This is a genomic window from Pseudomonas sp. 1912-s (genome assembly GCF_029269205.1).
Classification (GTDB): domain Bacteria; phylum Pseudomonadota; class Gammaproteobacteria; order Pseudomonadales; family Pseudomonadaceae; genus Aquipseudomonas.
Genome location: NZ_JARIXR010000014.1, coordinates 95,011 through 114,070, shown reverse-complemented (window position 1 = coordinate 114,070; position 19,060 = coordinate 95,011). Strand labels below are relative to the sequence as shown.

General features: G+C 61.8%; 16 protein-coding genes. 3 read left to right on the top strand and 13 right to left on the bottom strand.

The genetic code is table 11. The annotated features are described in order from the left end of the window. Positions 1–41: 41 nt before the first annotated feature. Positions 42–2,237, top strand: a complete 2,196-nt coding sequence (locus P3C29_RS18655) for an OsmC domain/YcaO domain-containing protein (RefSeq protein ID WP_275965140.1) — start codon at positions 42–44, stop codon at positions 2,235–2,237. 154 nt (positions 2,238–2,391) lie between these two features. Here the strand turns inward: P3C29_RS18655 and P3C29_RS18650 are convergent, their stop codons facing one another. From P3C29_RS18650 to P3C29_RS18640, 3 genes are read right to left on the bottom strand one after another with little or no spacing between them, the layout of a single operon-like run. Then, entirely contained in the window at positions 2,392–3,810 is a 1,419-nt protein-coding gene (locus tag P3C29_RS18650; RefSeq protein WP_275965139.1) for an efflux transporter outer membrane subunit, read from the bottom strand. Next, on the bottom strand, positions 3,807–5,387 hold the full coding sequence (locus P3C29_RS18645; RefSeq protein WP_275965138.1) for a DHA2 family efflux MFS transporter permease subunit: 1,581 nt from the start codon (positions 5,385–5,387) through the stop codon (positions 3,807–3,809). Before P3C29_RS18645 ends, P3C29_RS18650 begins: the two co-directional genes overlap by 4 nt. Next, positions 5,380–6,492, bottom strand: a complete 1,113-nt coding sequence (locus P3C29_RS18640) for an HlyD family secretion protein (protein WP_275965137.1) — start codon at positions 6,490–6,492, stop codon at positions 5,380–5,382. Before P3C29_RS18640 ends, P3C29_RS18645 begins: the two co-directional genes overlap by 8 nt. Positions 6,493–6,590: 98 nt before the next feature. On the opposite strand from P3C29_RS18640, the gene P3C29_RS18635 reads away from it, so the two are divergent. Beyond that, a complete protein-coding gene (locus tag P3C29_RS18635; RefSeq protein WP_275965136.1) occupies positions 6,591–7,295 on the top strand; it encodes a CerR family C-terminal domain-containing protein in 705 nt (234 codons plus the stop codon). Between the two features lie 2 nt (positions 7,296–7,297). Here P3C29_RS18635 and P3C29_RS18630 read toward each other — a convergent pair whose 3' ends face one another. From P3C29_RS18630 to P3C29_RS18615, 4 genes are all read right to left on the bottom strand, one after another. Beyond that, on the bottom strand, positions 7,298–7,918 hold the full coding sequence (locus tag P3C29_RS18630; RefSeq protein WP_169388227.1) for a LysE family translocator: 621 nt from the start codon (positions 7,916–7,918) through the stop codon (positions 7,298–7,300). Between the two features lie 49 nt (positions 7,919–7,967). After that, complete coding sequence (locus P3C29_RS18625) at positions 7,968–10,385, bottom strand: TonB-dependent siderophore receptor (protein WP_275965135.1); 2,418 nt, start codon at positions 10,383–10,385, stop codon at positions 7,968–7,970. Positions 10,386–10,491: 106 nt separating this feature from the next. Beyond that, positions 10,492–11,436, bottom strand: coding sequence for a FecR family protein (locus tag P3C29_RS18620; RefSeq protein ID WP_275965134.1), 945 nt, complete (start codon positions 11,434–11,436; stop codon positions 10,492–10,494). Continuing rightward, positions 11,429–11,962: an RNA polymerase sigma factor gene (locus tag P3C29_RS18615; RefSeq protein WP_010169693.1), complete on the bottom strand. Its 534-nt coding sequence runs from the start codon at positions 11,960–11,962 to the stop codon at positions 11,429–11,431. Before P3C29_RS18615 ends, P3C29_RS18620 begins: the two co-directional genes overlap by 8 nt. Positions 11,963–12,238: 276 nt before the next feature. On the opposite strand from P3C29_RS18615, the gene P3C29_RS18610 reads away from it, so the two are divergent. Continuing rightward, positions 12,239–13,276 (top strand): alpha/beta fold hydrolase, encoded by a 1,038-nt coding sequence (locus P3C29_RS18610; RefSeq protein ID WP_275965133.1) that lies wholly within the window; start codon positions 12,239–12,241, stop codon positions 13,274–13,276. A gap of 3 nt (positions 13,277–13,279) precedes the next feature. On the opposite strand, the gene P3C29_RS18605 is transcribed toward P3C29_RS18610, so the two are convergent. The 6 genes from P3C29_RS18605 to P3C29_RS18580 all read right to left on the bottom strand — a co-directional run bounded on the left by P3C29_RS18605 (position 13,280) and on the right by P3C29_RS18580 (position 18,960). Further along, complete coding sequence (locus P3C29_RS18605; protein WP_275965132.1) at positions 13,280–14,623, bottom strand: APC family permease; 1,344 nt, start codon at positions 14,621–14,623, stop codon at positions 13,280–13,282. 137 nt (positions 14,624–14,760) lie between these two features. Further along, positions 14,761–15,513, bottom strand: a complete 753-nt coding sequence (locus tag P3C29_RS18600) for an N-formylglutamate amidohydrolase (protein WP_275965131.1) — start codon at positions 15,511–15,513, stop codon at positions 14,761–14,763. Next, positions 15,497–16,831: a glutamine synthetase family protein gene (locus P3C29_RS18595; protein WP_275965130.1), complete on the bottom strand. Its 1,335-nt coding sequence runs from the start codon at positions 16,829–16,831 to the stop codon at positions 15,497–15,499. The genes P3C29_RS18600 and P3C29_RS18595 overlap by 17 nt, the downstream gene beginning before the upstream one ends. Beyond that, positions 16,828–17,472, bottom strand: a complete 645-nt coding sequence (locus P3C29_RS18590; protein ID WP_010169688.1) for an isochorismatase family cysteine hydrolase — start codon at positions 17,470–17,472, stop codon at positions 16,828–16,830. The genes P3C29_RS18595 and P3C29_RS18590 overlap by 4 nt, the downstream gene beginning before the upstream one ends. Positions 17,473–17,474: 2 nt before the next feature. Then, positions 17,475–18,329, bottom strand: a complete 855-nt coding sequence (locus tag P3C29_RS18585) for a MurR/RpiR family transcriptional regulator (protein WP_201123734.1) — start codon at positions 18,327–18,329, stop codon at positions 17,475–17,477. Positions 18,330–18,459: 130 nt separating this feature from the next. Next, positions 18,460–18,960 carry an Lrp/AsnC family transcriptional regulator gene (locus P3C29_RS18580; protein ID WP_275965129.1) on the bottom strand — a complete coding sequence of 167 codons (501 nt, stop codon included), beginning with the start codon at positions 18,958–18,960 and terminating at the stop codon, positions 18,460–18,462. Between the last annotated feature and the right edge of the window lie 100 nt (positions 18,961–19,060).

Below are 19,060 nucleotides of genomic sequence, written 5' to 3'. Positions count from 1 at the left end.
TAATGGCGGCCATATTTTGCTCGCTATTCTGGTAATCCCGCATGGAAATCAAGGTCAATTTTCTCGACAACCTTCGACTTGAAGCCAAGTTCGACGACTTCACCGTGGTGGCCGACCAGCCTATTCGCTACAAGGGCGACGGCTCGGCCCCCGGTCCGTTCGATTACTTCCTGGCGTCGTCGGCGTTGTGTGCGGCTTACTTTGTGAAGTTGTACTGCGAAACCCGCAACATCCCCACCGACAACATTCGCCTGTCCCAGAACAACATTGTCGATCCGGAAAACCGCTACAACCAGATCTTCAAGATCCAGGTCGAGTTGCCGGCGGACATCTCCGACAAGGACCGCCAGGGCATCCTGCGGTCCATCGACCGTTGCACCGTGAAAAAAGTGGTGCAGGCCGGGCCGGAGTTTGTGATCGAGGAAGTCGAAAACCTGGATGCCGATGCCCAGGCGTTGTTGATGCCGAGCGCGGCGTCCGATGCGGGCACTTACATCGCGGGCAAGGACCTGCCGCTGGAAACCACCATCGCCAACATGTCGGCCATTCTGGCGGGCCTGGGCATGAAGATCGAAATCGCGTCGTGGCGCAATATCGTGCCCAACGTGTGGTCGCTGCATATCCGCGATGCGCACTCGCCGATGTGCTTTACCAACGGTAAAGGGGCGACCAAAGAGGGCGCGCTGGCGTCGGCGTTGGGCGAGTTTATCGAGCGGCTGAACTGCAACTTCTTCTACAACGACCAGTTCTGGGGTGAAGACATCGCCAACGCGGCGTTTGTGCATTACCCGGACGAGCGCTGGTTCAAGCCCGGCCGTAAAGACGAACTGCCGCCGCAAATCCTCGACGCGCACTGCCTGCATATCTACAACCGTGACGGTGAGCTGCGTGGTTCGCACCTGTACGACACCAATTCCGGCAACGAAGAGCGCGGCATTGTTTCGCTGCCGTTCGTGCGCCAGTCCGATGGCGAGGTGGTGTATTTCCCGTCCAACCTGATCGAGAACCTGTACCTCAGCAACGGCATGAGCGCTGGCAACACCCTGGCTGAAGCCCAGGTGCAGTGCCTGTCGGAGATCTTCGAACGGGCGGTAAAACGCGAAATCATCGAGGGTGAATTCGCGCTGCCGGATGTGCCCCAGGAAGTGCTGGCGAAATTCCCTGGCATCCTGGCCGGTATCCAGGGCCTGGAAGCCCAGGGCTTCCCGGTACTGGTGAAGGATGCGTCGCTGGGCGGTGAATTCCCGGTGATGTGCGTGACCTTGATGAACCCGCGCACCGGCGGTGTATTCGCCTCGTTTGGCGCACACCCGAGCCTGGAAGTGGCGCTGGAGCGCAGCCTGACCGAGCTGCTGCAAGGCCGCAGCTTCGAGGGCCTGAACGACTTGCCGCAGCCGACGTTTGAAGGCCACGCGGTGACCGAGCCGAACAACTTTGTCGAGCACTTCATCGACTCCAGCGGTGTGGTGTCGTGGCGCTTCTTCAGTTCCCGGTCGGATTACGAGTTCGTCGAATGGGACTTCTCCGGTCAGGGCGAAAACTCCAACGCTGAAGAGGCCGCGACGTTGTTCGGCATCCTCGAAGGCATGGGCAAGGAAGTCTACATGGCGGTGTACGAACACATCGGCGCTACCGCCTGCCGTATCCTGGTGCCGGACTATTCGGAGATCTATCCGATCGACGATCTGATCTGGGACAACACCAACAAGGCGCTGTTTTTCCGCGAAGACATCCTCAACCTGCACCGCCTCGACGAAACCGAGTTGAAGGGCCTGGTTGAGCGTCTGGTGGAAAGTGAGCTGGACGACTACACCGACATCACCACATTGATCGGCATCGAGTTTGACGACAATACGGCGTGGGGGCAGTTGACCATTCTGGAGCTGAAGCTGCTGATTTATCTGGCCTTGCAGCAGTTCGAAGAAGCCAAGGAACTGGTGGAGATGTTCCAGCAGTACAACGACAACACCGTCGAGCGTGGCTTGTTCTACCAGGCCGTGAATGCGGTGCTGGAGATGGAACTGGACGAAGACCTGGAACTGGCGGACTACGAAGTGAACTTCCGCCGGATGTTCGGCAACGAGCGGATGGACGCGGCGATCGGGTCGGTGAACGGCAGTGTGCGGTTCTACGGGTTGACGCCGACGAGCATGAAGCTGGAAGGGCTGGATCGGCACCTGCGGTTGATTGACAGCTACAAGAAGCTGCATTCGGCGCGGGCCAACTCCGTCAGTTAAAAGCCAACACCGTACTTGTGGCGAGGGGGCTTGTTGTGGCGAGGGGGCTTGTCCCCCGTTGGACTGCGTAGCAGTCCCGTTTTTTGGGGCCGCTGCGCAGCCCAACGGGGGACAAGCCCCCTCGCCACAGGTTATTGGTTGCTTGCTCTAGCGTTTACAACGTCCAACCCAACCCCAGCGCCTTGTGCAACGACGCAAAGTCCTTGAGCAGCGCCGCATCCCCGGAAATCCGGCTTTCCTGCGCCTGGTACCGCGTACGCTCCGCGTCCAGCCAGTCCAGCGTACTCGCCGTGCCTGCTTTATAACGCTGGCGCGTCAGGTCCGCAGCCCGCACCGCCGACGATTCCACATTCCTCAGCAACACCACGTTCTGCCGCTGGTTGCCATACCGGGCCAATGCCACATCCGCGTCACGCAACGCACTCAGCACCACGCTTTTGTAATGGGCCAGGGCCTCGTCGCGCCCGGCTTCCGCGCCTTTGACGCTGGCCGCCACCCGGCCAAAATCCAGTGCGTTCCAGGTCAGCCGCGGCAACAACAGCCAGGTGCCGCTGTCCTTGCGTGTGAGGTGCCCGGGATCGGCCGCCGAGAATGAGAGGTCGCCCATCAGGCTGAGTTTGGGAAACCAGTCGGCGGTCTTCTCGCCGATCTGCGCGTTGCTCGACGCCAGTTGGCGCTCGGCCACGCGAATATCCGGGCGGGCTTTCAATATGGCTGCCGGGTCGGCAAACGGCACCTGGCTCGGGATAGCGGGCAGGGCGCGGGGCGTATTGAGGCTCGCATCCAGCTCGCCCGGCTCCAGGCCGCACAGCAAGTTCAGTTGATCCACGGCTTCGACAATGGAGGCTTGCAGCGGCAGACGCTGGGCACGGGTGTTTTCCGCCTGGGTCAGTACCTGTTCCAGTTGCAACTGCGAGGCCACGCCACGGCTGCGCCGCTGCTGGGTCAGGTCCAGCGCCTGCTGCTCAATGTCGACACTGGCGTCCACCAGCGCCAGTCGCGCCTGTTGGTCGCGCAGGTCGGCATAGGTCTGTACCACCTCGGCGGCCAGTTGTACCTGGGCATCGGCCAACTGCGCCTGTGACGCGTCGTTTTGCGCCTGCGCCGCCTCGATCGCACGGCGGGTGCCACCAAACACGTCGGCTTCCCAGCTGGCATCAAAGCCGGCGAGGTAAAGACTCAGTGGACCGCGTCCGCCGCCACTGCTGCCACCCAGCGCCGAGGTGTCGGGTGAGCGCAGTTTGAGCATCGCCGCATCGCCGGTGATTTTGGGCATGGTGTTGGCGTTGGCGCCACTCAGGCTGGCGCGCGATTGCTTGAGCCGGGCCTGGGCGGTCGCCATGTCCGGGCTGTTTTGCAGCGCCTGGGCCACCAGTTGGTTGAGTTGCGGGTCGCCCAGGGTTTGCCACCATTGGGCGACACCCGGCGTACTCGACTCGCTGCCGGCGTGAGGCAAGCGTCCGGCCGCCAGGGTTTTTGGCGCGGCATCCGGCGCGCCGTGGTAGTCCGGCCCCACAGTGCAGGCCGCCAGCAGGCCGACGGTGAAGAGCAGGGGAAGAGAGCGATAAATCATGTTCGTTGGCCTGCCTGCGCCGCGCGCTTTTTCAGGATGAAGATCAGGGGAAGGCACGCCACCATTGCGAGTCCCAGCACGTAGAACGCGTCGTTGTAGGCCATCACCGCCGCTTGCTGGGCGATGTCGTTGGCCAGGTGACTGAGCGACTGCAGCGATGCCGTGGAAGGGTCGCCGGTTTGCGCCAGGTAGCTGGCGGTGTCGCTCGCCATCTGGTCCTGGGTCAGTTGGGTGTTGGCCTGGATGCCTTCGCGCAGCATGTCGTCATGAAAGTGGCTGCGCCGATCCATCAGTACGCCCAGCAGCGCCAGCCCCAGGGTGCCACCGAGGTTGCGTGACATGTTGTAGAGCCCGGCCGCGTCACCGGCATCTCGCGCCTCCACCGAGCGCATGGACAGTTGGCTGAGGGGCATCATCACCAGGATCTGCCCGAAGCCCCGCAGAATCTGCGACCAGTAGAAGTCATGGCCGACACTCTGGGCGGTGAGTTGGGTGTCGAGAAAACAGCTGGCCCAATACATCAACAGACCCACGCCGACCATCATCCGCAGGTCCAGGCGGCCAAGCATTCTCGGCAGGATCGGCATCAGCAGGAACGCCGGGATGCCCGACAGAAGCATGATCGAACCCGACTGCTGCGCGTTATAGCCCGACAGGATGCCGAGGAACTGCGGCACCAGATAGGCCGTGCCGTACAACCCGGCGCCCACGGCCGTGGCAATCAGCAGCACGCTGCCGAAGCTGCGGTTGAGCACCAGTTGCAGGCGCAGGATCGGCGTACTCGACCGGACCTGCCCAACGGCAATCAGGAAGAAACCGACGACCATCGTAATGCTCAGCCAGATGATCAATTGCGAATCAAACCAGTGTTCACGCTGGCCTTCTTCCAGCACCACGGTAAGTGAACTCAGGCCCATCGCCAGGCCGAGGATGCCGAGCCAGTCGGCCTTGATGAACTGTTGAAGGTTCATGCGCTCGCTTGGCAAGCCGGTGATCAGCAGGGTGATCAAGGTAATGCTGACGGGCAGGTTGATAAAGAAACACCAGCGCCAGTTGATGTTTTCCGTGAGCCAGCCACCGATCACCGGGCCCAGCAGCGGGCCGAGAATCACCGTCATGCCGAACATCGTGGTGCCGATTGCCAGCTGGTGAGCGGGCAGGCGGGTACGCACGATGGTCTGGGCGGTCGGGATCATCGCGCCGCCGGCAAAACCCTGACCGATGCGCCCGGCGATCATCGCGCCGAGGCTTGAAGACAACCCGCAGAACATCGAGAAAAACGTGAACATCAACGCGGTGCCGATCAGGAACCGGCGTAGGCCGAACACCCGGGTCAACCAGGCGGCGAGGGGAATCATCACGATTTCCGACATCAGGTAACCGGTGGCGATCCACGTGCCTTCGGTGCCGGTTGCGCCGATCTGGCCCTGGATTTGCGGAAGCGCCGAGTTGGTGATCGAGATGTCCAGGGTCGCCAGTAACGCGCCGAGCGAGCCGGCGGCGACCGCGATCCAGTCCGTCAGCGAGGCGTTGCGCGGTTTCTCCGCGGGCACCTCGGCCAGGATTGCTTCAGCCATGGTTGGCATCTGCCTTGTGGGTACGGGTGTCGACTTCCACGGTGGCGGACAAGCCGGGCACCAGGGCCTGGCGAACGTCGTCATCCGGCAGGTCCAGGGAAATCCGCACGGGCACCCGCTGCACGATCTTGGTGAAGTTACCGGTGGCGTTCGATGGCGGCAGCAGCGCGAATTGCGCACCGGTGCCGGGTGACAGGCTGTCGATATGGCCTTGTATGTCATGGCCCGGAAGGGCGTCCACGTGCACGGTGACGGTCTGCCCGGCGCGCATCTCGCCGATCTGGGTTTCCTTGTAGTTGGCGGTCAGGTAGATCGCGCTCACCGGCACCACGGTCAGCAGGCGTGTGCCCGGCTGCACGTATTGCCCGACACGCACGCCACGGTCGGCCACGCGGCCGTCGAGGGGGCTGCGGATGACTGCGTCGTCCACATCCAGCTGGCTTTGCGCTTCGCTGGCCTTGGCCACGCCGAGTTGCGCCTGGGCCTGCTTGAGCTGGGCTTCCAGGGTGCCGTAGCGGGTCTGGCTGGAGCGCAACGCCGCCTGCTTGGCGGCCACGGTGCTGCGGGCTTGGGCCAGCTGATTGTTGAGTTGCGCGAGACGTTCTTCCGGTTCGGCCCCGGAACGCGCCAGCGGTGCATAACGCGCGACTTCGGTTTGCGCGTGTTGGGCGTCGGCCTGGGCGCCTTGCAGTTGGGCGCGGGCTTCGGCGATGGTCGAGTCCTGTTGCACGAGGTCGGCCTGGGCCTTGGCAAAGTCGGCCTCGCGGGCGGCAATCGTCGCCGAGGCTTCATCACTCACTGCCTGGTATTTGCGAGCGTCCAGGCGTACCAGCACGTCGCCGCGCTTGACGTTCTGGTTATCGGCCACCAGTACGTCGGCGACGTAACCGTTGATTTTCGGCGCCACGCTGATGCTGTCGGCTTGCAGATAGGCGTCGTCGGTGGTCTCGATAAAGCGCCCGGTGAGCCACCACCAGGCGCCCCACGCCAGCCCGGCCAACAGCGCCACGCCGGCGAGTGACAGTAGAATCCGTCGGGCTTTGCCACGTTGGCCGTTGACGGTGGTTTCAGGAATGACCTGAGAAGAGGGAGGTGCAGCAGACATCAAGTCACTCCAGTTTTATATCAGTTGGAATAAATTCGTTTTTTCGCGAATTTTTGTCAACTGGTATATTTTGGTTACGTTAAAAAATGGAGTTGCACATGGCACGACACAAACCAGCCGCCGAAGGGGGTTATCAGCGGGGCGAAGAAACCCGCGCACGTATTGTCGAGGCGGCCGTCGGGGTATTTGGCGAGCGTGGCTACGACGGCGCGTCTACCCGGGACATCGCGAACGCGGCCGGGGTCAATGCACCGGCGATCCAGTATTACTTCGATGGCAAGGAAGGCGTGTACCTGGCGTGCGTGGAGCACTTGATCACGCTGCTGTGGCGCAAAATGGCGCCCACCGTTGAAGCGGCAGAAAGCGCATTGGCCGGGGAGGGCGCTAACGATCAGGCGCTGATCGAAGCCTCATTGGGCATTCTCGGTGCGGTGGTTTCAACGATCCAGGACAGCCCGCAAACCACGGCGTGGCGGGCGTTTCTTGACCGTCACCAGGCGGGACTCTGCCCTGAAAGCGCGACCATGGCGTTCGAAGAACGCTTCAAGGCGCGCATTGCCAATGTCATCCGGCTGCTGATCGCGCGATTGTCGGGCTTTGCCGTCGAGGACGATCGCACGGTGATTCATTCGATGGCGCTGTTCACCCAAGGGCTGGCCTTTCGGGTACAGAAACCCAAGCTGCTCTCGGCCCTGAACTGGACTGAAGTGAACCAGAAGGAAATGGAACTGGTGCGCGACGTGGTGCTGACACAGGCACGGTTTACCCTGGAAGGGCTGGTCCGGCACCGGGACCGACGCTGACCTCAGCGCTTGCTGAACGCCAGACGGGCCGCAAACAGCACAAAGATCAGGCCGGTGGTGCGGTCCATCCACTGGATCACCTTTTCGCGCCGCAGCACGCCGGCCAGTGGCTGCGTGGCACCGATCAACACCAGCGCCCAGATCAGGCTGATGACCACGTGGATGCTCACCAGCCCGAATGTCCATCCCACCATAGAGTGGCCTTGGGGGATGAACTGCGGCAGGAAAGACACGTAGAAAATCCCGATCTTGGGATTCAGGACGTTGCCCAGCATGCCTTTCAGGAACCAGTTGGCGCCGGGTTTTCCGTCGGCCTCGACAGACGCTAATGAGCGGCGCGGGCGCACCAGCATGTTCAGGCCGAGCCACGCCAGGTAAGCCGCGCCGCAGTACTTCAAGACGTTGAAGGCCACCTCGGACACGGCAATCAGAGCGCCCAGCCCAAAGGCCACCGCCGCGCCCCACAGCAAACAGCCGGCGTTGATGCCCAAGGTGGCGCGCAACGCCTGTTGTTTGCCTTCGACCGTTGCGGTGCGCAACACCAGGGCCGTGTCCAGCCCGGGTGTGAGGGTTAACAGCGTGGCGGCAAAGGTGAAGGCGAGCAGGTTATCGGCGATGGACATGGGCGGGGCACGTCGAAGTGGGGACCCGCCCACGTTAACAGGCCCTCTGTCAGAAACTCCAGCGGGTGCTCAGCATCACGTTGCGCGGGTCACCGTAATACGACGAGTTATAAAAACCGATGTTGGTGTAGTAGGACTTGTCGAACACGTTGTTGACATTGAGGGTGGCCGACAGTTGGTCGGTGATCTGGTAGCGCGCCATCACGTCCACCAGCCACAACGGATCCTGGGAAAACTTTTCCTTGATGCCATTGTGTTCGAGGATCTTCCAGCCCGTGCCCTGCCAGCGCACGCCGCTGCCGAGGGTCAGCTTGTCCAGCGGCCCCGTGAGCTTATAGGTGGTGTAGAGGTTGACCTGATCCTCCGGTTCCCAGGTGGAGAGTTTGTCGCCCGCCTGATCACGCATGATCTTGTGGGTGTAGCCCGCCGCCAGTTGCCAGCCCGGCGCCACTTCCCCGGTGATCTCCGCTTCATAGCCCTTCGTCTTGGCCTTGACGCCCTTGGACGCGTAGTCAAGCCCCGGGTAGCTGTTGGCGACATAGTCCAGATCGTCCACCGGCTTGTTTTCCTCATGCACCTCGAAGTAGGCGAGGCTGGCGTTCAGGCCCCCGTCGAAGAACTCACCCTTGAGGCCGATCTCGTAGTTCTTGCCTTCGTCCGGCTTGAGCGGCTTGTCGTTGCGATCCCGGTAGTCGTCCTGGGGCAGGTAGATTTCGGTATAGCTGGCATAGGCCGAGAAATTATCGTTGAGGTCGTACACCACGCCGGCGTAGGGCACGACTTTGCCGGTGTCCTTGATCTGGCTGGTGCCGCTGACTTCGTAGTTGTTGACGCGGGCACCGAGCAGCACGGTCAGGTCGTCCGCCAGGCTGAAACGGCCGGTGGCGTAGTTGGCGCTCTGGCGAGTGGTTTCATCGTTGCGTTTGGTCTGCGGGCCCCAATCCGGTTCGGGCGCATCACCGTCCCAGCCAAAGTAGTCGTAGCTGTTGTTGAGGTTGGTGGCGTTGGTGTAGTCACGGCCCAGCCAGCGCGAGCGCGATACCGAGGTGCCCAGCACCAGTTGGTGTTCGCGGCCAAAGAGGCTGAAGGGCCCGCTGGCATACAGGTCGCCGGTGTCGCTGGTGGTCTCGCCGGTGTACTTGCGCGTCAGCATCTGCGCCTTGCCGGTGACGGCGTCAGGGTCGAGCAAGGCGGCCAGCGGCGCGTGGTAGCCGTTGATCTGGTGATTGTATTGGCCTTTGACCATCCAGCCATTGTCGAAGTTATGTTCCAGGGTCGAGAACACGGTGCGGGTGTACTGCTCCCAGCTGCTGAACTTGGCCCCGTTGTTGAACGAGCGGGAGTTGCTGATGGGTTCGCCTTTGGAATTGAACAGCGAGGCGCTGCCTGACCAACTGGAGCCCTGCGGATCACTGTCCTGATAATCGGCGCCGACGGTCAGCAAGGTGTCCGGTGCCAGGTCGAACTCCAGAATCCCGTAGTAGACACTCGTCTGGCGCTGGTAGTGGTCGATAAACGAGTGCTTGTCCTGATACGCGGCGACGGCGCGTCCGCGCACATTGCCGGTCTCGGTCAGGGGCCCGCTGACATCGATTTCCGAGCGGTAGTTGTCCCATGAGCCCGCACCCAGGTCCACGTAGCCCTTGAACTCGGCGGTGGGCTTCTTGCGCACCATGTTGATGGTGCCGCCGGGGCCGCCGGCGCCGGTCAACAATCCCGTGGCACCCTTGAGCACTTCCACCCGGTCGTAGATGACAGTGTCGGTGAGGGTATGGCCGGAGGAGTATTGCGCATCCTGGAGAATCGGAATGCCGTCGTACTGGAAGTTCTGGATCGCGAAACCACGGGAATAGTAGCTGGTGCGGTCGCTGTCATAGGTTGCCACGGTGATGCCCGGGGTATGGCGCATCACGTCGTCGATGGACTTGAGGCCGAAGTCGTCCATGGCCTGGCGCGTCACCACGGAAATCGACTGCGGCGTCTCCCGGGGTGTCAGCACCAGGCGCGTGGCGGTGGCGATAGTGCCCGGCGTGTAGGAGCCGGAGCCTTCGGTAACGGTGCCGAGCTGGTTGCTGACCACGTGGGTGGCGCCCAACTCCAGGGCACCAGTGGCCGGCAATGCCTCGAGCATCACCGCATTTTCGCCTTGCTGCTCAACCCGCAGGCGTGTACCGGCCAGCAGTTTGGCCAAGGCCTGGCGCGTGGTCATGGTGCCGTTGATGGCAGGGGACTCGATGCCGGCGGCGAGGTCCGAGGAGTAGACGATCTGCAGGCCGCTTTGCTCGCTCAACTGATCCAGCGCGTTGGCCAGGGACTGCCGGGGGATGGCCAGCGCGTAGGTTTTCGACGGGTCGTTTGCGGCGGGCGAGGTGTTGGGTTCGGCCGCCGTTGCCTGCGCGCATGCCAGGAAAACCGCGAGCGCCAGCGCGCTGCGAGCGTGCGTCGAGTGGAGAGTTGGAAAGTACATACGAGCCCCGTAACGAATAGGAATTGTTTGCAATAACAAATCCCAGACGGGTTGAGACTTTGAAACCCGTAAAACTTTTTTCATAAAACGCTACGGGCTTTCCGGCTTAGTGGATGACCAGCACTTTTCCGGGTAGTTGGGTGACGTGGGTCGCGGCGACCTTGCTCAATGCCTGGACGATGGCCAACGGATCATCCAGCCGATAATTGCCGCTGACCCGAACCTTTGCCGCCTCGGCGTCGAGCAGCCAGATCGGGGCAGGGTAGTAGCGTTTGAGGGTGTCGAGCACTTCGGCCAGCGGCGCGTCCTGAAACGACAGGCGCCCGTTGACCCAGGCCATTTGCCGCTCTGCACCTTCGGTGTGGGCGGCCTGCAGATGATCCTGCCTGAGTTGCTGCCAGCTACCCGCCAGCAACAGGGTTTGCTTGCCGCGGGTGTCGGCAACGTTGACCCGGCCTTCACGCACCGCCACGGTGACGTCCTGATCGTTCAGCGCCACACTGAATTGAGTGCCCACGACGGTGACTTTGGCACCTGCACTTTCCACCGTCATCGGGCGAGATGCGTCATGGAACGCCTCGATAAACACCTCGCCGCGCAACAGACGGATCTGTCGCTGCGGACCCTTCATGTGAGTGCTGATGGCGCTGTCGCTGCCGAGGACGATCTGCGAGCCGTCCTCCAGGGTCAGGCGCTGGACCTCGGCAACCGAGGTCATGTGGTCGGCGCGCAAGCGCATGGGCACATCGGCGATCCAGCCGCCGGTCAGCATGATCAATAACGAGGCAGCCACCGCGAAAAGCCGCGACCGCGGGCGTTTGGCAGGCGGGCGCTCCGGGATGTCCAGGCCTGTCTCAAGATTACGCAGGGCCTGTTCGAAGGCGAGGTCGTTCCACATCGTTTCGAGGGCTTGATACGCCTGTGCATGATCATTGGATGCGTTACGCCATTGCTCGAACTGATGGCGCAGCAACGGATTGCCGGCCACTTCATCGCGTCGTGCAAACCAGTCGGTGGCCTGTTGGCGCGCCGCTTCACGTGAATCAGTCATCGCACGCCTGCTCCTGAGTGGCTCTGGTACAGGCATCGAGCGCACTGCGCAGGTCTTTTTCGACGGTACTCAAGGATACGTCCAGTTGCTGTGCAATCTGCGCTTTGGAAAAGCCCCGCAGCTTATCGAGGATCAATATTTGCTGCTGGCGCTTGGGCAGGGTCGCAAGCACCTGCTCGAAGCGCTTGAGTTGCTGCTGGCTTTGCGCATGGTTGTCCGGACCCGGGGCGGATGTAGGTATCTGCGCGAGGTAGCTTTCATCCGCGACCTGGCACTCGAAGCGCCGCTTGCTGCGCTGGCTGCGCAAGTGATCAAACGCCAGGTACTGCGCGGTCTGGTACAGGAATGGACGGATATGTTCGATGGGCCTGGCGCTCAGGGCCTTGGCCACCTTGAGGTAGGTGTCCTGGGCGAGGTCTTCAGCCAGGCTGGCGCAGCCGGTGACTCGGGCGAGCATGCGAACCAGTGCAGGGCGCTGGCCGATAAATAGCGCGCTCAGTTTGTGCTGACTGTCCCCGTTATCCATAACGCCCCACACCGTCCTATGCGCGAAAGCTGGGCATTATAATGAGATTAAATATCATTACCAGCATGGTTTGGGTCTGAAAGAGTACCGCTGTTTCCTGGGTGGTTGGCCGTCAGGATGATACGTAAAGCCATCACCACGCCAAGGAGCACCGGGTAGTCGTACCATTCGAATGGCTGCCATAGCCTGAAGGTTTAGCCGCGCATTCATTACACACCTGCTTTCCCTCCTCGGCCGTGCCAGAATATGGCGCTTAGCCACTTAGGGATCTCAAGGATGAAAACGCTGTGTGCTGCTCTGTTGTTGATGGTTGTGTCCGGCCTGGCCCAGGCCGATGACGTGCAGGTCGGATTCCAGGAAATAGTAATTCCCGACGCAGAACACGGCAGGCCGTTGCAGGTGGCGGTGTGGTACCCGACCCATGCCGCCGGCACGCCACAACTGATCGCCGACAATCCGGTTTTCGTCGGTGCGCCGGCCTTGAAAGACGCCGCGCCGGCTGCCGGTGAGCATCCGTTGGTGGTGATTTCCCACGGTATCTTCGGCAACTGGATCAACCAGTCGTGGCTCGCCAGTGCGTTGGCCGGGCAGGGTTATATCGTCGCCTCGCCCAACCACCCCGGCACCACCAGCAAGGACCGCACCCAGCCCGCCGCCTCCGAGCTCTGGAAGCGGCCCCTCGATATCCATCGGGTGATTGATGCCGTGATCGCCCAGCCCAAGCGCTTTGGCGCGGTGGCCCCGCACAAGATCGCCGTAGTGGGGCACTCGCTCGGTGGCTGGACCGCACTGGAAGTCGGCGGTGCCCGTTTTGATCCGCAGCGCTTTACCGAGGACTGCAAGGTGCATTCCGAGATTGCGCCGTGCAAGGCGTATGAACTGATCGAGGCCGGCCGTACCGAGCAGGCAAAGCAACGCCTGGCCGAGGACGTGAGCGACCCGCGCGTGGCGGCCATTGTTTCCCTGGACCTGGGCTTCGCCCGCGGCTTCAGCGACGACAGCCTCGCGGCGCTGCATCGGCCCACGCTGGTGATTGCGGCGGGCACGCCGTCGCCGGAGTTGCCTGCAAAACTGGAGTCGGCTGACTTGGCCAAACGCCTGCCGCAGAAGACTTCACGCTACGTGGAAATCAGCGACGCCACCCACTTCACTTTCCTGCCCATCTGCAAGCCCGGCGCGGTGGAGCGGATTGAACAGAGCGACCCCGGCGAAGGCTTCATCTGCCTGGATGCCAAGGGCGCCCGTCCCAAACCGCAGATCCAGCAGCAGGTCCTCACGTTGATCAGTGAGTTTCTGCAGCAGTCCCTGCACTAGCCGTCAGATGTCCTTGGACAACACCAGGTTCGCGCCCTTGCGGCTCAGGAACCACAGGTAGACCAGCCCGATGACTACCCAGGCAATCCCGAGTTTCTGTGCCTGCAAGCCCATGTTGAACATGATCGCGAAGGTGATGACAAACCCCAGCACAGGCGTGATCAGGTGCCGCAACACATTGCGCGACTTCATGCGCCGCCAGAAGTAGTTGATCACCGTGATGTGCAGGATCATGAAGCCGCTGAGGGCGCCGAAGTTCACCAGCGAGGTGAGGGTGTCCACGGTGTCGATGAAGAAGTAGCAGATGATCAGCGACAGCACGCCCACCAGGTAAATGCTCAGGTACGGCGTGCTGTATGTCGGATGAACCCGGGCCAAAATCCCCGGCAGCTTGCCATCCCGGGCCATGCCGAACAGCAACCGCGAGACCGCGGCCTGTGAGGTGATGGACACCGCCACACCCCACGCCAACGCCGTGGCAATCGCCGTCAGTGACGCCAGCCAGTTGCCTCCGGCGATCGCGGCGATTTCATAGAACGCCGAGTCGGCGGAGGTGAAGCCCATGCCCGCCGCCAGGTCGGTGGCCAGCCAGGTTTGCGCCACAAAGATCGCGCCCATCACCAGCAAACTGATCAACGCCGCCCGGCCCACACTGCGCCCGGCATCGCCCTTGGTTTCTTCCGCCAGGGTGGAAATCGCATCAAAGCCCAGGAACGACAGCACCGCAATTGAAACGCCCTGCATCAGCAACCCCAGGTTGAATCCTCCGGGGTTATACAGCGGCGCCAGCGTCAGGTGGCCGTTGCCGGCACCGCCGTGCAGGGCCTTCCAGGCACACACCAGGAAAATCCCCAGCACCACCAGTTGCGCCAGCAGGAAGACAATGTTCATGCGTGCGGTGAACGTCATGCCGCGCAGGTTGACCAGCGTGGCGCTGATCAGGAACGCCAGGATAAACACCGTTTTTGGAATCTCGGGGTACAAGTGGTTCAGCGCAATCGCCGCGTAGATGTACAGCAGCGGCGGAATCAGCAAGTAGTCGAGCAACAGCAACCAGCCGGCAATAAAACCGACACCGGGATTCAACCCGCGCTGGGCATAGGAATATACCGAGCCCGCAATCGGAAACGCCCGCGCCATGCTGCCGTAGCTCAAGGCGGTGAACAGCATCGCGACCATGCCGATGATGTAGGCCAGCGGCACCATGCCGGGCGCCTCGCTGTTCACGTAGCCATACACACCGAAGGGCGCGATAGGGATCATGAAGATCATCCCGTAGATCACCAGATCCGTGAGGGACAAGCTGCGCTTCAATTCTTGTTTATAGCCAAACTCTTCAATTGCCATGATGGGGTACTTCCGTATGAAGTAAGGCGAATGCGCAGCCGCCAAAGCGGCCGAACATGTTCTTGAACCCGGCAGGTTAAAAGACGCCCAGGCGGTTTTTTTTATAGTTGTAAGACCGGTCCAGCCAACAGCAGCAGTTACAGCAGGGGTGCCAAATAGTCGGTCCATGACTCAAGTGCTTCGGGTGTGCGCAGCAAGTCGTTGCGCACCTCGAGCAGTACCGCGTCGATGCCGCGCCGGTCGCCATGGAACGGCACCGTCATGTCGCCCAGCACATCGATTTCATAAGGTTGATTGGCCGCGACGTTCAGGCCGTGAGCGGCCAGGCCATCGAGCATGCCGTGGGCGTAGGTGGCGGCCCGGGCATACAACACACCGGCTTCCAGGCGGCGTGGCTGGCCGTGGTACACCGGGGTGAAGCTGTGAACCGCGACGATGCGCACTTCGCGGCCCGCGGCCAGGCGCGCGTCGATCAGTTCATCCAGGCGCTGGTGAAAGGGCGTGAACAAGGTCTGCTGGCGGTACCGGCGAACGCTCTCGGGCAGCTCCCGGTTGCCCGGTACGTCGTAGATCTCACTGCGCGGCGGAATGCTGTCCGGGGCTTCCAGCGGGCGGTTGAGGTCGATCAAAAGCCGCGAATAGGCCGCCGAGATCAACGTTGCACCGAGGGCTTTTGACAGCCGCTCCGCCAGCTTCAGCGCGCCGATGTCCCAGGCGATGTGTTCCTTTGCCGCCTCGGGGCTCAACCCCAGGGCATTCAATTGATCCGGGATATAGGAGCTGGCGTGTTCGCACACCAGAATCACCGGGTGTACGGAATCTTCCCGGCTGACCCGGTACACGGGCTTCTTGTACAGGCCGTGTTCGGCGGTTTCAGTAGAGGCGGGCATAGTGATCACACAATTCGGCAGGCGTCAGTTTCTCGGTGGAGTTGAGCTCTTCGGCTTTCAGAGCGAAGTAGGCCTCCATCATCAAGGGCGGCAGTTGTTCCAGCAGTTGCGGGTTATTGCGCAGACTGGCCAGTGCATCGGCGAGGGTATCGGGCAGGGCGCGTATGTTGCGTGCCTGGCGTTGTGCTTCGCTCATGGACTCCGGGTCTTCATCGGCGGAACTGTCCAGCGTGAGCTTTTGCTGGATGCCGAGCCGGCCGGCGATCAGCACGGTGGCCATGCTCAGGTGCGGCGAGGCGGTTGCATCCAGCGGGCGGAATTCCAGGTTGTATTGCTTGGCCGGGGACCTGCCGCCGAGTGTGATCGTCGGGCAGATCCGCAGTGACGCTTCGCGGTTGCGCTGGCCCAGGTTGGCGTAGGACGCGCTCCAGTGATGCGGCTTCAGACGCAGATAGGAAATCGGCGTGGGCGYGCTGAAGGCGCATAACGCCGGCAGGAATTTCAACACGCCTGCGGCCCATTGCCGGCCTGTTTCGGACAGCCCGTTGCTGCTTTGCCCGTCGTACATCACCGCGTTGCCGGCCGGGTCCTGCAGGCTGATATGCAGGTGCACACCGTTGCTCACACCGTCGGCTTCCAGCTTGGGCGAGAAGCTGATATCCAGCTCCATCTGCCGGGCGATTTCCCGGGTGATCTCCCGCACATTCACCGCACGATCCGCAGCGGCCACGCCTTGAGTGGGGCGGCAGGTGACTTCGTATTGCGCCTTGCCGTATTCGGGCAAAAACATCTCCGGTTCGACACCGGCAGCTTTCAACGCACTTAACAGCCAGCCACCAAACGACGCGGCGTGATGCTGGGCCGAGAGCGAAAAGGCATGGTGCGCGTTATTCGGGTCTTTGTAGCCCAGGTTGAACTCGTGCTCGAACGCCGCCGTGACTTCAAGCCCCAGTTCGTCGCGATACCGCTGGATCTCGTTACGCAGCAATGTGCGTGGGCAGGCAGCCCATGGCTGGCCGTCGGTTTCGCAGATGTCGGCGTGGATAAAGTCCAGCGCGGGTGCTGTGGCGTCCGGGCCGTTGGGCACCTGCACGCGGGTGGTCATGTCGGGGATCAGGCGCAAATCGCCGCAGGAACCCCATGGATTATTCTCGGCCACCCGGTCTTGCGGCGTTAGTGCGCTGTTGGCCGGCACCCAGCCCACACCGGCCTGCTGATAACTCTCAAGCTCGTCAGCGGGAAACGAGCGTCCGCGCGTCACGCCAATCAGGTCGGTGGTGACGATGGTGGTCATGGGCGTTGGCTGGATCAGGCTCACGGGCGCCACTCCTGCAAACGGTTGATTACGGTTTGAGTGTCGGTGATCCAGCAATAACCCTTGATCGCTTCCAGGCAGGCGTGATGACGCTCCGGGGTGTAGGTCGCGCAGGCGTCTTCAATCAACGTCACCAGATAACCCCGGTCCGCCGCGTCACGCACCGCCATGTCGACGCATTGGTCGGTGACGATGCCGGCGATGATCAGGTGCCGGGTTTCCAGGTTGCGCAGCACGTAGTCGATGTTGGTGGAGTTGAAGACCCCGGACGACGTCTTGGGCAACACGATTTCATTTTCCACCGGCGTCAGTTCGTCAATCACGCCAGCCTGATAGCTGCCCTTGGGCAGATGCATGTCCGACAGCTTGTGGTCCAGCGAGCGATCACGGCCATCCGCCGTCAGGCTTTCGATGATGGTGTGCAGCACGTTCTGTTTGGCTTCACGCACCGCATTCAACAGCTTGACCTGATTGGGAATCACCGTGTCCCGGGCGCGGTTCAGGAAGTACGCCGCCTGCGGTCCATGCAGGTGTGGGTCGAGCGCCGGGTCGAGCCAGGCGCGTTGCATGTCCACCAGCAGCAAGGCGGTAGTGTCCCGCGTGAAGGGAATGTCGCGGGGCGAATGATGGGGGAGCGTGAACATGGTTATTTTTCCTCCAAAAGGTGAGCGGCGAATTCCGTGCGAAGGGCGTCGATCCCTTCCAGGCGGGCATCCAGGCCATTGCTGTGTTGGGTGAGGGTGGCGATCAGGGCCTCCACCTGTGCGAGGGCGGGCACCATGGTGTCGAAGGCCGACACCGACTCCACCGGAGAACTGATGATCAGGTCGGCCAATTCCCGCAGCGGCGAGGCGTAGATATCAGTGAACAACACCACCCGCGCGCCCCGGGCCTTGGCGGCGGCGGCCACGCGCAAGGCCTGGGTTTGGTAGCGGCGATAGTCGAAGAGCAGCACCAGGTCCTGGCGCTGGATGTCATGGATTCGGTCGGGCAACTGGGCGTTGTCTTCGAGGGCATGACAACCCGGGCGCAACAGGCGCAAGTGATTCACCAGATAGCCGGCGAGAAAACTGCTGAGCCGGCCGCCGAAGCCGAACACCTGATGTTTGGTATCCAGCACCCATTCGGTCAGCACCCGCACGTCTTCGGGTTGGGTCAGGGCCTGGGTGTCCTGAAGGGCGCGATTGCAGTCATCCAGGTAGGTGGTCCAGGCGTCATCCTGCGACGAGTGCGCCCGGGGTTGCAGCAGCGTGATCGGCGAGCGCAGGCGGTGGTCCATTTCGCTGAGCAGCGCGTCCTGGAATTCGGCGTAGCCTCCGAAACCGAGCTTCTTCACCAGCCGCATGATGGTCGGGTCGCTGACCCCGGCGTGTTCCGCCAAGCGCGCCATGGAACCGAGGCCGCTGCGCGGATAATGATCGAGCAGGGCACGGATCACCTTGCGCTCGGAAGGCGTAGGGCTGAGTGCGGCGTCGGTGAGTTTGTCGCGTAGGTTGGTCATATCTCGCCTTGTTGTTTTTGCTACGGCTTGGCGAGAATGAGTGTATTGGTAGTAAATGCTACATGTAAAGGCAGATTTCGGCTGTTTGTAGGAAACACTACAGGGGTATGGCTTTACCTGTGGCCAGGGATCACTTCCCCACCCGCCCCGGAATCGCTACCCGACTCGTCGCCTTCACCTCCCGCAACGCCAAACTCGACTGGATCGACGCAATCCCTAACTGCCGCCGCAATACGCTCTCCACAAAATCACTGTAAGCATCCAGATCCTCCGCCAGTACCTGCAGCAGATAATCCGCATCGCCGGTGATCTTGTGGCAGGACTGCACCTGCGGCAGTTCCTTGATCACCGCTTCAAAATCCTCCGGCGTATGGTCGGAATGCACCGTAAACCGCACATGCACAAACGCCATGATTTCCAGGCCTAGCATCTTGCGATCCAGGTTGGCCTGATAGTCCTTGATCACGCCTTCTTCCTCCAGACGTTTACGCCGACGCCAGCACGGGGTGAGGCTGAGGGACAGCCGCTCACTGAGTTCGGCGTTGGAAATACTCGCGTCTTCCTGCAGCAACGCGAGGATGGCGAGGTCGGTGTCGTCAAGTGCGACCTGTTTGGTTTTATTTTTCTTCATGGCAGCTCGTTGGGGTAAAAATGCCCGATTACGCTAGCATCGGCGCACGTAAAAGCAAAGAAAGCCCACCGCAGCCAGAACAAAATAATCACCTGTCTTT

Coding starts and splice junctions, on each gene's coding strand:
- P3C29_RS18655 (WP_275965140.1), top strand. CDS start 42: ATGGAAATCAAGGTCAATTTTCTCGACAACCTTCGACTTGAAGCCAAG.
- P3C29_RS18650 (WP_275965139.1), bottom strand. CDS start 3,810: ATGATTTATCGCTCTCTTCCCCTGCTCTTCACCGTCGGCCTGCTGGCG.
- P3C29_RS18645 (WP_275965138.1), bottom strand. CDS start 5,387: ATGGCTGAAGCAATCCTGGCCGAGGTGCCCGCGGAGAAACCGCGCAAC.
- P3C29_RS18640 (WP_275965137.1), bottom strand. CDS start 6,492: ATGTCTGCTGCACCTCCCTCTTCTCAGGTCATTCCTGAAACCACCGTC.
- P3C29_RS18635 (WP_275965136.1), top strand. CDS start 6,591: ATGGCACGACACAAACCAGCCGCCGAAGGGGGTTATCAGCGGGGCGAA.
- P3C29_RS18630 (WP_169388227.1), bottom strand. CDS start 7,918: ATGTCCATCGCCGATAACCTGCTCGCCTTCACCTTTGCCGCCACGCTG.
- P3C29_RS18625 (WP_275965135.1), bottom strand. CDS start 10,385: ATGTACTTTCCAACTCTCCACTCGACGCACGCTCGCAGCGCGCTGGCG.
- P3C29_RS18620 (WP_275965134.1), bottom strand. CDS start 11,436: ATGACTGATTCACGTGAAGCGGCGCGCCAACAGGCCACCGACTGGTTT.
- P3C29_RS18615 (WP_010169693.1), bottom strand. CDS start 11,962: ATGGATAACGGGGACAGTCAGCACAAACTGAGCGCGCTATTTATCGGC.
- P3C29_RS18610 (WP_275965133.1), top strand. CDS start 12,239: ATGAAAACGCTGTGTGCTGCTCTGTTGTTGATGGTTGTGTCCGGCCTG.
- P3C29_RS18605 (WP_275965132.1), bottom strand. CDS start 14,623: ATGGCAATTGAAGAGTTTGGCTATAAACAAGAATTGAAGCGCAGCTTG.
- P3C29_RS18600 (WP_275965131.1), bottom strand. CDS start 15,513: ATGCCCGCCTCTACTGAAACCGCCGAACACGGCCTGTACAAGAAGCCC.
- P3C29_RS18590 (WP_010169688.1), bottom strand. CDS start 17,472: ATGTTCACGCTCCCCCATCATTCGCCCCGCGACATTCCCTTCACGCGG.
- P3C29_RS18585 (WP_201123734.1), bottom strand. CDS start 18,329: ATGACCAACCTACGCGACAAACTCACCGACGCCGCACTCAGCCCTACG.
- P3C29_RS18580 (WP_275965129.1), bottom strand. CDS start 18,960: ATGAAGAAAAATAAAACCAAACAGGTCGCACTTGACGACACCGACCTC.